At 72.5% G+C, this 14,447-nt stretch carries 11 protein-coding genes; 6 read left to right on the top strand and 5 right to left on the bottom strand.

The genetic code is table 11. From position 1 onward, the window contains the following. Nucleotides 1-207: 207 nt before the first annotated feature. A complete protein-coding gene (gene pheS / locus BM242_RS22340; RefSeq protein WP_093840690.1) occupies nucleotides 208-1,350 on the top strand; it encodes a phenylalanine--tRNA ligase subunit alpha in 1,143 nt (380 codons plus the stop codon). Then, nucleotides 1,350-3,875 carry a phenylalanine--tRNA ligase subunit beta gene (gene pheT / locus BM242_RS22335; protein WP_093840689.1) on the top strand — a complete coding sequence of 842 codons (2,526 nt, stop codon included), beginning with the start codon at nucleotides 1,350-1,352 and terminating at the stop codon, nucleotides 3,873-3,875. The genes pheS and pheT overlap by 1 nt, the downstream gene beginning before the upstream one ends. Nucleotides 3,876-3,997: 122 nt before the next feature. Here pheT and BM242_RS22330 read toward each other — a convergent pair whose 3' ends face one another. Continuing rightward, nucleotides 3,998-4,822, bottom strand: a complete 825-nt coding sequence (locus tag BM242_RS22330; RefSeq protein ID WP_093840793.1) for an SAM-dependent methyltransferase — start codon at nucleotides 4,820-4,822, stop codon at nucleotides 3,998-4,000. A 49-nt stretch (nucleotides 4,823-4,871) separates the two neighbouring features. Next, nucleotides 4,872-5,762 (bottom strand): non-homologous end-joining DNA ligase, encoded by an 891-nt coding sequence (gene ligD, locus BM242_RS22325; RefSeq protein WP_245834400.1) that lies wholly within the window; start codon nucleotides 5,760-5,762, stop codon nucleotides 4,872-4,874. Between the two features lie 31 nt (nucleotides 5,763-5,793). On the opposite strand from ligD, the gene ku reads away from it, so the two are divergent. Beyond that, nucleotides 5,794-6,855, top strand: coding sequence for a non-homologous end joining protein Ku (gene ku, locus BM242_RS22320; protein ID WP_093840688.1), 1,062 nt, complete (start codon nucleotides 5,794-5,796; stop codon nucleotides 6,853-6,855). A 27-nt stretch (nucleotides 6,856-6,882) separates the two neighbouring features. On the opposite strand, the gene BM242_RS22315 is transcribed toward ku, so the two are convergent. Further along, complete coding sequence (locus BM242_RS22315; protein ID WP_093840687.1) at nucleotides 6,883-7,743, bottom strand: 3-hydroxybutyryl-CoA dehydrogenase; 861 nt, start codon at nucleotides 7,741-7,743, stop codon at nucleotides 6,883-6,885. A 129-nt stretch (nucleotides 7,744-7,872) separates the two neighbouring features. Then, on the bottom strand, nucleotides 7,873-10,695 hold the full coding sequence (locus tag BM242_RS22310; RefSeq protein WP_245834398.1) for a cellulose binding domain-containing protein: 2,823 nt from the start codon (nucleotides 10,693-10,695) through the stop codon (nucleotides 7,873-7,875). Nucleotides 10,696-10,954: 259 nt separating this feature from the next. On the opposite strand from BM242_RS22310, the gene BM242_RS22305 reads away from it, so the two are divergent. Continuing rightward, nucleotides 10,955-12,223 (top strand): glycoside hydrolase family 10-like protein, encoded by a 1,269-nt coding sequence (locus BM242_RS22305; RefSeq protein WP_093840686.1) that lies wholly within the window; start codon nucleotides 10,955-10,957, stop codon nucleotides 12,221-12,223. Between the two features lie 93 nt (nucleotides 12,224-12,316). Here the strand turns inward: BM242_RS22305 and BM242_RS22300 are convergent, their stop codons facing one another. After that, complete coding sequence (locus BM242_RS22300) at nucleotides 12,317-12,505, bottom strand: DUF1918 domain-containing protein (RefSeq protein ID WP_093840685.1); 189 nt, start codon at nucleotides 12,503-12,505, stop codon at nucleotides 12,317-12,319. Nucleotides 12,506-12,713: 208 nt separating this feature from the next. On the opposite strand from BM242_RS22300, the gene BM242_RS22295 reads away from it, so the two are divergent. Next, nucleotides 12,714-13,274 (top strand): histidine phosphatase family protein, encoded by a 561-nt coding sequence (locus BM242_RS22295; RefSeq protein ID WP_425443914.1) that lies wholly within the window; start codon nucleotides 12,714-12,716, stop codon nucleotides 13,272-13,274. A 97-nt stretch (nucleotides 13,275-13,371) separates the two neighbouring features. Continuing rightward, a complete protein-coding gene (gene argC / locus BM242_RS22290; RefSeq protein ID WP_093840684.1) occupies nucleotides 13,372-14,400 on the top strand; it encodes an N-acetyl-gamma-glutamyl-phosphate reductase in 1,029 nt (342 codons plus the stop codon). Nucleotides 14,401-14,447: the final 47 nt, after the last annotated feature.

Genomic DNA, 14,447 nt, shown 5'->3' with positions numbered 1-14,447 from the left:
GGCCGTGCGGCACCGCCGCGCGGCCGGCCGCCGTCCGGATGCCGCCCGCGGGCGTCACCGTGCGCGCCCCGCCCGTAGACTCGGAGCCCTGGCACACTGCCGTGGGTCATGCGCGAGTCGTCGCGGGGCATGGCGCAGTCCCCCGTCCGAACCAGGGGCCCCGGTGCCACCGCCGGGCGCCCCGCCGGAAGAGATCACCGGAAAGAGATGTCGGCACCCAATAAGTCATACGACCCTGTCGAGGTCGAGGCCCTGAAACCGGAAGCGATCGACCGGGCGCGGGAGGAGGCACTGGCCGCCATTGCCGCCGCCGGCGATCTGCCGGCGCTGCGCGAGGCGAGGATCGCCCACGCCGGTGACCGCTCCCCGCTGGCGCTGGCCAACCGTGAGATCGGCGCGCTGCCGCCGCACGCCAAGGCCGAGGCCGGCCGCCGGGTCGGCCAGGCCCGCGGCGCGGTGGGCCAGGCGCTCCGGACCCGTCAGGCGGAGCTGGAGGCGGAGCGCGACGAGCGGGTCCTGGCCGAGGAGGCCGTGGACGTCAGCCTGCCCTACGACCGGGTGCCGGCCGGTGCCCGGCACCCGCTGACCACCCTGATGGAGCGGATCGAGGACGTCTTCACCGCGATGGGGTACGAGGTCGCGGAGGGTCCCGAGGCCGAGGCGGAGTGGTTCAACTTCGACGCCCTCAACATCTCGGCCGACCACCCGGCACGCTCCGAGAGCGACACCTTCTTCGTGGCGGGCACCGGCGCCGGCGGGGAAGGCGGAGCACCCGGGGAGGGCTCCGGCGTGGTGCTGCGCACCCACACCTCCCCGGTGCAGATCCGCTCCCTGCTGGAGCGGGAGCTGCCGGTCTATGTCATCTGCCCCGGCCGGGTCTACCGCACCGACGAACTGGACGCCACCCACACCCCCGTCTTCCACCAGGTCGAGCTGCTGGCCGTGGACCAGGGCCTGACCATGGCGGATCTCAAGGGCACCCTGGACCACATGGTCCAGTCGCTGTTCGGCGAGGATCTGCGCACCCGGCTGCGCCCCAGCTTCTTCCCGTTCACCGAGCCGTCCGCCGAGATGGACATGGTCTGCTACGCCTGCCGCGGCGAGTCGGTGGGCAACCCGGACCGCCCCTGCCGGGTGTGCTCCAGCGAGGGCTGGATCGAGCTGGGCGGCTGCGGCATGGTCAACCCGCGGGTGCTGACCGCCTGCGGCGTGGACCCGGAGAAGTACAGCGGTTTCGCCTTCGGCTTCGGTATCGAGCGGATGCTGATGTTCCGCCACAACGTCGAGGACATGCGAGACATGGTCGAGGCGGACGTCCGGTTCACCCGGCCGTTCGGGATGGAGATCTGATGCGCGCCCCGCTTTCCTGGCTGCGGGAGTATGTCGACCTGCCGGCCGAGGCCACCGGCCGCGAGGTCGCCGAGAAGCTGATCGCCGCCGGGCTGGAGGTGGAGACGGTCGAGCGGACCGGGGCGGGTCTCACCGGCCCGCTGGTGGTCGGCGAGGTGCTGGCCATCGAGGAGCTGACCGGGTTCAAGAAGCCGATCCGCTACTGCCGGGTGGACGTCGGCGGCGCGGGCGGCACCGGTGAGCCGCAGAACATCATCTGCGGTGCCCGCAACTTCGCGGCCGGGGACAAGGTCGTGGTGGCACTGCCCGGCGCGGTGCTGCCCGGCGACTTCCGGATCTCCGCCCGCAAGACCTACGGCAGGGTCTCCGAGGGCATGATCTGCTCCGCCGCGGAACTCCGGCTGAGCGAGGAGCACGCCGGGATCATCGTGCTGCCGCCGGAGTACGAGCCCGGCACCGACGCGGTCGCCCTGCTGGAGATCGAGGACGAGGTGCTGGACATCGCGGTCACCCCGGACCGCGGCTACTGCCTGTCGCTGCGCGGCATCGCCCGGGAGACCGCCACCGCCTACGGCCTGCCGCTGCGCGACCCGGCCCTGCTGGACGTGCCCGCCCCCAACGACGAGGGCTACCCGGTCACCGTCGGCGATCCGGCCGCCTGCGACCGCTTCACCGCCCGCACGGTCAGCGGCCTGCGGCCCGGCGCCCGCACCCCGGTCTGGATGCAGCGCCGCCTGGAGAAGGCCGGCATGCGCACGGTCTCGCTGCCGGTGGACATCACCAACTACGTGATGCTGGAACTGGGCACCCCGCTGCACGCCTACGACCGGGAACGGCTGGACGGCCCCCTGGGGGTGCGCCGCGCCGAGCCCGGCGAGAAGCTCACCACCCTGGACGGGGTGCAGCGCGCGCTGCACCCCGAGGACCTGCTGATCACCGACGACAGCGGCCCGATCGGGCTGGCCGGGGTGATGGGCGGCGCGCACAGCGAGGTGCGGGATCCGGAGCAGGATCCGGAGACCGGCGAATGGCGGGGCACCACCGAGGTGGTCATCGAGGCCGCGCACTTCGACGCGGTCACCATCGCCCGCACCGCCCGCCGGCACGGCATGTCCACCGAGGGCTCCCGGCGCTGGGAGCGCGGGGTGGACCCGGAGGCCGCCGCGGCTGCCGCCCAGCGCTGCGTCGACCTGCTGGTGCTGCTCGGCGGCGGCACCGCCGGTCCCGGCGTCACCGGGGTGAGCGCTCCCGCCGAGCCGGTGACCATCACCCTCCCGGCCGACCACCCGGACCGGGTGGCGGGCGTGACCTACGGCCGGGAGGCCGTGGTGCGCGACCTCCAGGAGGTCGGCTGCGAGGTGCACGGCACCGATGTGCTGACCGTCACCCCGCCGAGCTGGCGGCCGGATCTCACCGACCCCAACGACCTGGCGGAGGAGGTCATCCGGCTGCAGGGCTACGCCGCCCTGCCGTCCACCCTGCCCCGGCCGCCGGCCGGCCGCGGTCTGACCCGCCGGCAGCGGCTGCACCGCCGGGTGGGCCGGGCCCTGGCCGGCGCGGGCTATGTGGAGGCGCTGAACTACCCCTTCGTCTCCCAGGACGCGCTGGCCCGGCTCGGCATCGAGGAGGGCGACCCGCGGCGGCGCACCCTGCGGCTGGCCAACCCGCTCTCCGACGAGGAGCCCGAGCTGCGCACCACGCTGCTGCCCGGGCTGCTGGCCGCGCTGCGCCGCAACGACGGGCGCGGCAGCCACGATCTGGCGCTGTTCGAGACCGGGCTGGTCTTCCGGCCCACCGGCCAGGAGCCGCCGGCCGCCGTCCTGCCGGTGACCGGGCGGCCCACCGACGAGGAGATCGCCGGTCTGGACGCCGCCCTGCCGCGCCAGCCGCGCCGGGTCGCGGTGGTGCTGGCCGGCGCCCGGGAACAGACCGGCTGGTGGGGCGGGGCCCGGCCGGCGGGCTGGGCGGACGCGGTGGAGGCGGCCCGGACGGTGGCCCGGGAAGCCGGAGCGGAGCTGGAGATCTCGGCCGACCGGCATGCCCCCTGGCACCCCGGCCGCTGCGCCGCCCTGCACACGGTGGTGGACGGCGAGCGGACCCTGGTGGGCCATGCCGGCGAGCTGCACCCGCGGGTGATCAAGGCACTCGCCCTGCCGGACCGCACCTGCGCCATGGAGCTGGAACTCGACCTGCTGGAGCGGGCCGGCCAAGGGCTGGTGACGGCCCCCCGGATCTCCGCCTTCCCGGTGGCCACCCAGGATGTGGCACTGGTGGTGGACGCCGCGGTGCCGGCCGCCGAGGTGGCGGGCGCGCTGCGCTCCGGCGCCGGCGAACTGCTGGAATCGCTGCGGCTGTTCGACGTCTACACCGGTGAGCAGGTGGCCGCGGGCCAGAAGTCGCTGGCCTATGCGCTGCGCTTCCGCGCGCCGGACCGCACGCTGACCGCCGAGGAGACCGGCGCCGCCCGGGACGCGGCCGTGGCCGCCGCCGCGGAGCGCACCGGCGCCGTCCTGCGCGGGGCGTAGCCGCGCGGGGCAGGGCGGCGGGGGCCGTGCCGAGGGGCCCGGGGCCGGCACGGCCCCGGGCCCCTCGGGCGTCCCCGCCGGGCACCCGTCGCCACCGGGCGGGCGGCCACGGCCGGGAGGCCTCAGGGCTTGCGGCCCACCCCGCCGGCCTGGCCGATGGGCGCGGGCGGGGCGCCGTACGGGGGTGCCTCCGGCCGCCACAGCGTCACCGGGACCACCCCCGGCTCGACCAGCTCCAGCCCTTCGAAGAAGCCGGCGATCTCCGCCATGGTGCGCAGGTGGTACGGGATCGCGCCGCTGGCGTTGTACTCGCTCTGCGCCGCCGAGTACACCGGATCGGTGTCCACGCCCTCGTTGATGTCCAGATGGCTCCCCGGGGGCAGCCCGTCCATCAGCCGGCGCACGATGTCCCGGGCCTCGGCATAGGTCGGCACATGGCCCAGGATGCCGCTGAGGATCAGCGCCACCGGCCGGTCGAGGTCCAGCAGCTCCCCGGCCTTGGACAGGATCCGCTCCGGCTGGTGCAGATCCGCCTCGATGTACTCGGTCATCCCCTCCCGGCTGCTGGTCAGCAGCGCATTGGCGTGCAGCAGCACCAGCGGGTCGTTGTCCACGTAGACGATGCGGGACTCCGGGGCCGCCCGCTGTGCGATGTGGTGCGTGTTGTCGGCCGTCGGCAGCCCGGTGCCCACGTCCAGGAACTGGCGGATGCCGGCCTCCCGGGCCAGATAGCCGATCGAGCGGATCAGAAAGTTCCGCGACTCCCGGGCGATCTCGGTGATGCCGGGGAACGCCGCGCGGTAGGCGTCCCCGGCGGCCCGGTCCACCTCGTAGTTGTCCGTGCCGCCCAGCCAGTAGTTCCAGATCCGCGCGGAGTGCGGCACCGAGGTGTCGATCTTGGAAATCTGTCCTGGCCGGTCGGGACTCTCGGGCTGTTCGGACGACATGTCGCTCACGCGGTCACCTCCGCCGGGGCCGGGTGCTGGACCTCCGATGCTACGCGCGGGGCAGCGGCGCGGCATGCAGAGGACTCAGCAGCCCCGCCATCAGATCGCCGTGCCGCTCCAGCCGGGCGGGCAGGTCCGGCAGCTCGAACCGGAGCTGCTGCGGATCGGCGCAGTCCGCCAGCTCCCCCCAGGACACCGGTGCCGACACCCCGGGGGTGGCGCGGGCCCGCACGGTGTACGGGGCGGCGGTGGTCTTGGCGGCGGCGTTCTGGCTCCAGTCGATGAACACCTTGCCGGCCCTCTCCCGGCGGGCCATCACCGCGGTGGCCGCTCCGCCCAGCTCGGCCTGGGCCAGCCGGGCCAGGGCCCTGGCATAGGCCGAGACCTGTTCCGAGGGCGCGGGCGGATCCAGCGGGCTGACCAGATGCAGCCCCTTGGCCCCGGAGGTCTTGGCGAAGACGGTGAGACCGTCGGCGGTCAGCCGGTCCCGCAGCCAGCCCGCCACCCGGCAGCAGTCGGTGATGTCGGCGGGGGCGCCGGGGTCCAGATCGAGGATCAGCCGGTCCGCGGTGGCCGGGGTGGCGGCCGGCCACTGGTGGATGTGGAACTCCACCACCAGATTGGCCGCCCAGATGAGGCTCGGCAGGTCGTGGATCACCACCTGCCGGCCCTCGGACGCGCTCCACTCCGGCACCTCGGCGGTGGCCACCCACTCGGGCGTGCCCGGCGGCAGGTTCTTGGTGAAGAACTTCTGGCCCTCCGGTCCGTCGGGGTAGCGCAGAAAGCTGACCGTGCGGTCGCGCAGATGGGGGAGGAGCACGCCCGCATGGACCGCGTAGTAGTGCAGCAGCTCGCCTTTGGTGGTCCCGGTCTCCGGATAGATCACCTTGTCCAGGTTGCTGAGTGACAGGCGGCGCCCCTCGACCTCGGTGACAGTCATAACAAGAAGATTGGCATGAAAGGGGCGAATCGTGCGATCCATCTGGAAGGGGGCCATCTCCTTCGGCCTGGTGAGCATCCCCGTCAAGGTGGTCGGCGCGACCGAGAATCACAGCGTGTCGTTCCGCCAGCTCCACACCACGGACAACGGCCGCATCCGTTACCGCAAGGTGTGCGAGCTGGAGGACGAGGAGGTGCCCGGGGAGGAGATCGGCAAGGGCTACGAGGCGCCCGACGGCACGGTGGTCCGGATCACCGACGACGAGCTGTCCCGCCTCCCGCTGCCCACCGCCAAGTCCGTCGAGATCCTGGGATTCGTGCCCGTCGGCACCATCGACCTGATCCAGCTCGACCGCTCCTACTACCTCCAGCCGGACACCGGGGCGGAGAAGCCGTATGTGCTGCTCCGCGAGGCCATGTCGCGCAGCGGAAAGGTGGCCATCGCCAAGCTGGCGATGCGCGGCCGGGAGACCCTGGCCGTGCTGCGCCCGGTGGCCGAGGGCGTGCTGGGCATGCACACCATGCTGTGGCCGGACGAGATCCGCTCCCCGGCGTCGGTCGCCCCGCAGGGCCGGATCAGCGTCCGGGATGCCGAGCTGGATCTCGCCGACACGCTGATGGACACCCTGGGGGAGGTGGACATGAGCGAGCTGCACGACGAATACCGGGAAGCGGTGGACGCCCTGGTCACGGCCAAGCTGAGCGGCGAGCTGCCCGAGCTGCCGGCGGAGCGGCCGGCCGGGGCCAAGGTGATCGACCTGATGTCGGCGCTGGAGGACAGCGTGCGCGCCGCCCGGGAGGCGCGCGGCGCGGGCGAGGACGCCGAGGCCACCGTCACCGCCCTGGCCTCCCGGCGCGGCGGCGGTGCGGAGCCGGAGGAGCCCGGCGGGGAGGGCGGGCGGCCGGCGGCCCGCCGCAAGGCCCCCGCCAAGAAGGCCCCCGCCAAGAAGGCCGCGGCGAAGCAGACGTCCGGCGGGAAGAAGACCGCGAAGAAGGCAGCCGCCGGGAAGACGGCGGAGAAGAAGACCGCGGCCGGGAAGACGGCGGAGAAGAAGACCGCAGGGAAGAAGACCGCGCGCAAGCGCGCCTCCTGAGCCGCCGCCGTCGGCCCGGGAGCGGGATCAGGTGTAGGTGTAGAAGCCGGCACCCGTTTTGCGGCCGAGGCGGCCCGCCGCGACCATGCGCTGGAGCAGCGGCGGAGCGGCGTACAGCGGCTCCTTGAACTCCTCGTACATGGAGTTGGCCACCGAGACCACGGTGTCCAGGCCGATCAGGTCGGAGAGCCTGAGCGGACCCATCGGATGGGCGCAGCCCAGCTCCATGCCGTTGTCGATGTCCTCCCGGCTGGCCGCGCCGGACTCGAACATCCGGACCGCGGACAGCAGATACGGGATCAGCAGGGCGTTGACCACGAAACCGGAGCGGTCCTGGGCGCGGATGGGGTGCTTGGCCAGCACCTTGGTGACCAGGCTCTCGGCGCGTTCGACGGTCTCCTGCGAGGTGGTGATGGCGGGGATCAGCTCCACCAGCCGCTGCACCTGCGCCGGATTGAAGAAATGGATGCCGATCACCCGGTCCGGACGGGAGGTGGCGACCGCCAGGTTCACCAGCGGGATGGAGGAGGTGTTGGACGCCAGGATGGCGTCCGGACGGCTCACCACCTGGTCGAGCACCTGGAAGATCTCGGTCTTGACCTGCTCGTTCTCCACCACCGCCTCGATCACCAGGTCCCGGTCGGCAAACTCGCCGAGGTCGGTGGTGAAGCTGATCCGGGCCTCGGCGGCCTCCCGCTCCGCCTCGGTGATCTTGCCGCGCTGCGCGGCCTTGGCGAGGGAGGAGAACAGCCGGGTCCTCCCCAGCTCCACGGCTTCACCGGTGGTCTCGGCGACCCGGACGTCCAGCCCGGAACGGGCACAGACCTCGGCGATCCCCGCGCCCATCTGTCCGGCGCCCACTACCCCCACGCGTGCGATGTCGGTCACACCGAGCCCTTTCGCCCTGTCCGGTCCTCATGGAACTGCTTGGACGTCCGACGTTACCCGGGGCGGGGACGGCACCGCCGCCCGGGGCCGGAGCCACCGGGCGGCGGGCCGTGGAGCCGCGCTCCGGCGTCAGCCGGCGGAGCAGTCGGAGCCGTTCAGGGTGAAGTCGGTGGGCGCCGTGTTGGTGCCCTGCCAGCTTGCCAGGAAGCCGAAGGAGACGGTGGCCCCGGGCGCCAGACTGGCGTTCCAGGACGCGCCCGTGACGGTCACCCGGCTGCCGCTCTGGGTGTGGCTGCCGCCCCAGAGCTGGGTGATCTGCTGGCCGTCCGGGAAGGTGAAGCCGAGCTCCCAGGGGTCGGCCGAGGTGTCGCCGGTGTTGGTCACCGTCATCTCGCCCTGGAAGCCGCCGGGCCACTCGCCGGCCTTGCGGTAGGTGACGGCACATTCCCCGCCACCGGTACCTCCGGTGTCCCCGCCGGTGTCGCCACCCGTGTCTCCACCGGTGTCGCCGCCCGTGTCCCCGCCGGTGTCGCCGCCGGTGTCGCCACCGGTGTCCCCGCCCGTGTCTCCACCGGTGTCACCGCCTGTGTCGCCGCCGGTCCCTCCGGTGCTGTCGCCCGGGTCGCCGGGGACGTCGGTGTCGCCGACGATGATGCCGCGGCCGTTGGTGCCGATGTACACCCGGCCGTGCACCCGCGGATCACCGGTGATGGCCCCGCCGGTCCAGCCGTACTGGTGCTGGTCGTCGTTGATCCGGAACCAGGTCCGGCCGATGTCGTCCGACCGGTAGATGCCCCGCACACCGTCCACTTCCGCGGAGCTGTACAGCGTGTGGTACGTGCCGCCCGGAGCGCCCAGGCCGAGGCCGATGTTGTCGGCCTTGTCCAGACCCGCGATCCGGCTCACCGACTGGCCGCCGTCCGTGGAGCGCCACAGCCCGTACGCACCGTCGTCGCTGCCGCCGGCGATCCACAGATCGCCTTCGAAGTCCGGCGCGGCCTCCAGCCGGACATCGCCCTCGGCGGGCAGCCCGGAGGTCACGGTCGCGCCGAAGGTGGCGCCGCCGTCCGTGGAGACATACAGCGTGCCGCCGGAGAAGCCGTAGAACCGGGACGGGTCGGCCCGGTCCGCCGTGATCACCGCACCCGCCGGAATGCCCTGCGACTGGGTCCAGGAGCTGCCGAAGGAGGTGGTGTAGTGCACCGGCTGGCCGGCAGGGCTCCACAGGAAGCGGCTGCCGTCCGCGGCGGCGGCGACCGTGCCGCCGCCCGCCTCGCCGGGCGTGGTGCCGGCGAACCAGTTCTGGCCGCCGTCCGTGGAGAACGCCACGGTCGGCTCCTCGCTGCTGCCGACGTGCTCGCCGACCCGGATCACGTTGTTCGGCGCGAGCCCGGCGAAGTCGATGCTGGTGGTGGTGCCCACGAACGGTGTGGAGTACATCAGGTCCGGCACCGCGTCGATGTCGGTGTGCCGGAAGCCGCCGATGTCGCCGAGCGCGCTGAGCAGATGGGCGTCACCGCTGGGCGGGCTGGCCAGGTCCTTGACCGAGGTCTCCTCCAGGCCCTTGATCATCGGCCGGATGGTGAAGGTCTGGTCCCTGTCCCAGTTGGTGAGCTCGGTGGTGCCGTAGATGGTGGCACCCGTGCCGTACATCATCCGGTCCGGGTCGTGCGGGTCGATCTCCAGGCCCTCGGTCATCCAGCCCAGCTTGGGCGAGTCCTCCGGGGGCACGGCCTGCTGGGCGAAGGTCAGCCAGGGCACCGAGGAGTGGTCCAGGGTGTACCGCTTGGACTTCTCCGGGTAGCTGCTCCACTCCCAGATGGCGGTCCAGTTCTCGCCGCTGTCGGTGGTGCGGAAGATCTGGGTGTCCGGCCACCATGAGCTGTAGCCGGTGACCATCACCGTGCCGGGGTTGGAGCGGTCCACGCTCAGGCCGCTGTAGCCGAAGTAGGTGTCCGCCTCGCTCAGCGGGGAGACGTTCTCCCACGTGCCGGTGGCCGTGTCCAGCCGCCAGACCTGGCCGCTCTCGCCGGCGTACGGACCGGGGTTGTCGCTGGTCGCGATGTACAGGTGACCGGTGCCCTCGTCCAGCACGCCCTTGTGGGGGAGGTGACCCGCCGGCTGGCCGGGCACCGCCTCCCAGGTCGCCCCGCCGTCCGTGGAGCGGTAGATGCTCTCCGCCAGGTCCGCCACGCCGGCATAGATGGTCCGGGTCGGGCTGCCCGGCGAGCCGGTGGCCGGATCGAAGGTCACCCAGACGACACCGATCTCGTCGTTCTCATAACCCCAGGGGTCGTCGGGGTTGAGGATGTAGTCGCCGGGGTTGGGAAAGGAGGTGACCTCGCTCCAGGTCACCCCGGAGTCGGTGGAGCGCCACAGGCCCTCGGCGCTGGGCGCGCCGAAGTAGAGCACCGAGTTGTCGTTGGGGTCCACGGCCAGGCGTTCGCCCATGCCGCGGCCCGGCATGTTGCCGCCCACCTTGAAGGGCAGCTCGGTGACCTCCCAGGTCTCACCGCGGTCCCGGGAGCGTCCGATGGCGCCGTTGCCCGGATCCCAGTCGTTGGTGTAGGTGCCCAGGGCGGCATAGACGTTGTCCGGGTCGACCGGGTCGGTGGCCAGCGAGGCGACACCGGTGTAGCCCCATTGGTCCCAGCCGATCCAGTCCAGCAGCGGTGTCCACTGCCGGCCGGGTCCGTCCCATCGGTAGGCGCCGCCGATGTCGGTCCGGGCATAGACCAGATCGGGCTCGGTCCGGTTGAAGACGATCGACGGAACGAATCCGCCGCCGTCGATGCGCACGTTTCCCCAGGTGTAATCCTCGGGGGTGATCGCCGTGGCAACGGCGGCCTCGCCGGCGTCGTCGGCGACGGCCAATGCTCCTGCGGTTCCCAGCAGTCCGGCCGCGAGAGCGGTACCGGCCAGCGCCGCGGTGGCAGCTTTCCATCTGCGCACGCGGGCACTCCTCTCCTGACTTCTTCGCCGCGTCGGCGGCAAGGGGGGTGGACGAAAAAAGCGGGAGCGCTCCCACGACTGTGTGGTTGAGGCTAACTGTCGAACGTTGTTCGCATAAGGGTGTGTCAGAAGGACTTCTGACCGGTTTTGTTGATAGAGCTGATCAAGAAAACAGGTTCACCGTTAGATCAGATGTGCGGAGTGCGCTGACCCCGACTGCGGGGCATAAGGCATGGAACGAGCAGATCAGGGGCGCTGCATGGGACGTATCACCCGCCGGACCTTCACCCTCGCCGCGGCCGGCAGCACGGCCGGCTTCCTCACCCTGCGGCAGGCCCAGGCCGGTTCCGACACCAGTGGTCCGACCGATGGCGGCGGCGGTGGGACCGCCGACGCCGGGGGCCCCGCCGGACGAGCGGTCGCCCGCGACGGGATGCGCGGCATGTGGATCTCCACCGTCGGCAACCTGGACTGGCCCGCCCGGGCCGGGCTGTCGGCCGCCGAGGCCCGGCAGGCGCTGTCCGGGCTGCTGGACGAGGCCGTGCGGTTCTCGCTGAACTCGGTGTTCTTGCAGGTCAGGCCGACAGCGGATGCCTTCTGGCCGTCACCGCACGAGCCCTGGTCCCAGTGGCTGACCGGCACCCAGGGCAAGGATCCGGGCTGGGATCCGCTGGACTTCGCGGTGCGCGAGGCACACGACCGGGGCCTGGAGCTGCATGCCTGGTTCAACCCCTACCGCATCGCGCTGCACGAGGATCCGTCCCGGCTGGCCGCGGAGCATCCGGCGCGGCGCCATCCGGAGTGGGCCGTTCCGTACGGCGGCCGGCTGTACTTCAACCCGGGCATTCCCGACGTCCGCCGGCATGTGCAGACCGCCATGCTGCACGCGGTGGAGCGGTATCCGGTCGACGGCGTGCATTTCGACGACTACTTCTACCCCTATCCGGTCGAGGGCGAGACCTTCGACGACGACGACGCCTTCGCCCGCTGGGGCGGGGAGTTCACCGACCGCGCCGACTGGCGCCGGGAGAATGTGAATCTGCTGGTCGAGGAGATGGGCCGGCAGGTGCGCGAGGTGCGGCCGAAGGCCGCGTTCGGGGTCAGCCCGTTCGGGATCTGGCGCAACCGGGGCAGCGATCCGGAGGGATCGGACACCAGCGGCCTGCAGACCTATGACGACCTCTACGCCGACACCCGGCGCTGGGTGCGGGAGGGCTGGCTGGACTATGTGCTGCCGCAGGTCTACTGGCACATCGGACACGAGGCCGCCGACTACGCGGAGCTGGTGCCCTGGTGGTCCCGGGTGGCCGAGGGCACCGGGGTGCGGCTGTACATCGGCGAGGCGCTGTACAAGGTGGGGGACCCGGCCCAGCCCGCGGCGTGGCAGGAACCGGCGGAGCTCTCCCGCCATCTCACCCTCTGCCGGGATCATCCGCAGGTGGCCGGTCAGGTGTTCTTCTCCGCCACCACGGTGGCGGCGGATCCGCTGGGCGCGATGACCCGGGTCTTCGAGGACCATTACCGGTAGACCGACCGGTAGACCGACCGGTAGCCGACCGGTGTCCCCGGCCGGAGGCCGGCGGCGCCCGCCGCGGGCGGCGCCGGCCCGGCCGCTTCCCGGTCAGGCGCCGCCGCTCTTCACCTCGGAGTCCGGGCCGGGGTAGACGACGCTCTCGTGACCCTGTTCATCGCGTACCCGGTAGGGCGGCTCGCCGTTCTTTCCCATCACTTCGACGATCTCCGCGACCCGCTCCTTCTGTCCCACGGTCCGGCCGTGGGTGACCATCCTGTCGCCCGTCTTGGCATGCATGGGCAGCCCTCCTGACTGCTGGTGCCATCCACCTCGTATCGCGACCATTTTATTGCGGATGAGGTATTTGGGCCCTTGCTGTTGCTCCAGGTGAATTCCTCCTGCATGAGTGTGCTGTGCGCCCGCTGTCTGCATCTGCCACCGGAAATTTCGCAAGAACTCATGTAGGACCGTGGTGCCGCAGGTCAGCCGCTCGTACTCTGTGGCCATGCTGGTCACGCTGGTCGCGGCGGCCCGCAGCTCTCCGCTGCTGGATCTCCGCTTCGGTGACGACCGCCCGCTGGACATGGCCGGCTGGCAGGCCGTCGAGCGGGCGCTGCCGGTGCTCGCCCCGCTGGCCGCCGCCGAGCTGCGCTACTGCTCGCCCACGCCGTGCGCCCGGCAGACCGGCGATGTGCTGGGGCTGGCGCCCCTGGCCCAGCCCGCACTGCGCGACTGCGACATGGGCCGGTGGAGCGGGCACACCCTGCGCGAGGTCACCGCCCGGGAGCCCGCCGCGGTGGACGCCTGGTACAGCGATCCCCGTTCCGCGCCGCACGGCGGCGAGCCGCTGGTCTCCTTTGTCGCCCGGGTGGGCAACTGGCTGGACACCCGGCCGATGGGGGCGGACGGCTGGGTGGTGGCGGTCGCCGAGGCCGCGGTGATCCGCGCCGCGATGCTCTATGTGCTCAAGGCGCCGCCGCAGGCCTACTGGCGCACCGAGGTGCACCCGCTCTCCGTGGTCAGCATCAGCGGCGTGACCGGGCGCTGGAATCTGCGCCTGGGCTGAGCGCCCGAGGCCGGCGGGGCCGCACCGGCCGTTGCATGACCCTTCCAGTGGTCGTATAGTTATGCCATCGAGTGCATGACGGCGGCGGGCGGAGGCGATGACGGTGCGGGCAGCGGTGGCGGGTGCGAGCGGTTATGCGGGCGGCGAGATCCTGCGCCTGCTGCTGGGGCACCCCGAGGCCGAGATCGGCGCGCTGACCGGCAACTCCAACGCCGGACAGCCGCTGGGCGCCCTCCAGCCCCAGCTCACCCCCCTGGCCGGCCGCACCCTCCAGCCCACCACCCCCGAGATCCTGGCCGGGCACGACGTGGTCTTCCTCGCCCTGCCGCACGGCGAGTCCGCCGCCGTGGCCGAGCGGCTCGGCGACGCCGCGCTGATCATCGACTGCGGAGCCGACTTCCGGCTGACCGACGCCGGCGCCTGGCGGCACTACTACGGCACGCCGCACGCCGGCACCTGGCCCTACGGCCTGCCCGAACTGCCCGGGGCCCGGGACGCGCTGCGGGGGTCCCGGCGCATCGCGGTCCCCGGGTGCTATCCCACCGCCGTCACCCTCGCCCTCTTCCCGGCCTACGCCGCCGGGCTGGCCGAACCGGAGGCGGTGATCGTGGCCGCCTCGGGCACCTCCGGCGCCGGCAAGGCCCTCAAGCCGCACCTGCTGGGCAGCGAGGTGATGGGTGCCATGAGCCCCTACGGCGTGGGCGGCGTGCACCGGCACACCCCGGAGATGATCCAGAACCTCTCCGCCGTGGCCGGGGAAGAGGTCACCGTCTCCTTCACCCCCACCCTGGCGCCCATGCCGCGCGGCATCCTGGCCACCTGCACGGCCAGGGCCAGGCCCGGGGTCACCGCCGCCGCGGTCCGCGAGAGCTATGCCAAGGCGCTGGCCGGCGAGCCCTTCGTCCGCCTGCTGCCGGAGGGACAGTGGCCCACCACCGCGGCCGTGGCCGGGGCCAACACCGCGCTGATCCAGGTCGCGCTGGACGAGCGGGCCGGGCGCATCGTCGCCATCGGCGCCATCGACAACCTCACCAAGGGCACGGCCGGCGGCGCCGTGCAGGCCATGAACATCGCCCTCGGCCTGCCCGAGGAACTCGGCCTGCCGCTCACCGGACTCGCCCCCTGAGCAGCCGGCCCCGGGCCGGAGCTCCGGGCCGCACCATCCCTTCCGCA

The sequence above is a fragment of the Streptomyces aidingensis genome (assembly GCF_900112355.1).
GTDB classification, from domain to species: Bacteria; Actinomycetota; Actinomycetes; order Streptomycetales; family Streptomycetaceae; genus Streptomyces; species Streptomyces aidingensis.
Note: the sequence above shows the minus strand (reverse complement) of the source record. Positions and strands in the feature narration are given on the sequence as shown.

Coding starts and splice junctions, on each gene's coding strand:
- pheS (WP_093840690.1), top strand. CDS start 208: ATGTCGGCACCCAATAAGTCATACGACCCTGTCGAGGTCGAGGCCCTG.
- pheT (WP_093840689.1), top strand. CDS start 1,350: ATGCGCGCCCCGCTTTCCTGGCTGCGGGAGTATGTCGACCTGCCGGCC.
- BM242_RS22330 (WP_093840793.1), bottom strand. CDS start 4,822: ATGTCGTCCGAACAGCCCGAGAGTCCCGACCGGCCAGGACAGATTTCC.
- ligD (WP_245834400.1), bottom strand. CDS start 5,762: ATGACTGTCACCGAGGTCGAGGGGCGCCGCCTGTCACTCAGCAACCTG.
- BM242_RS22305 (WP_093840686.1), top strand. CDS start 10,955: ATGGGACGTATCACCCGCCGGACCTTCACCCTCGCCGCGGCCGGCAGC.
- BM242_RS22300 (WP_093840685.1), bottom strand. CDS start 12,505: ATGCATGCCAAGACGGGCGACAGGATGGTCACCCACGGCCGGACCGTG.
- BM242_RS22295 (WP_425443914.1), top strand. CDS start 12,714: ATGCTGGTCACGCTGGTCGCGGCGGCCCGCAGCTCTCCGCTGCTGGAT.
- argC (WP_093840684.1), top strand. CDS start 13,372: ATGACGGTGCGGGCAGCGGTGGCGGGTGCGAGCGGTTATGCGGGCGGC.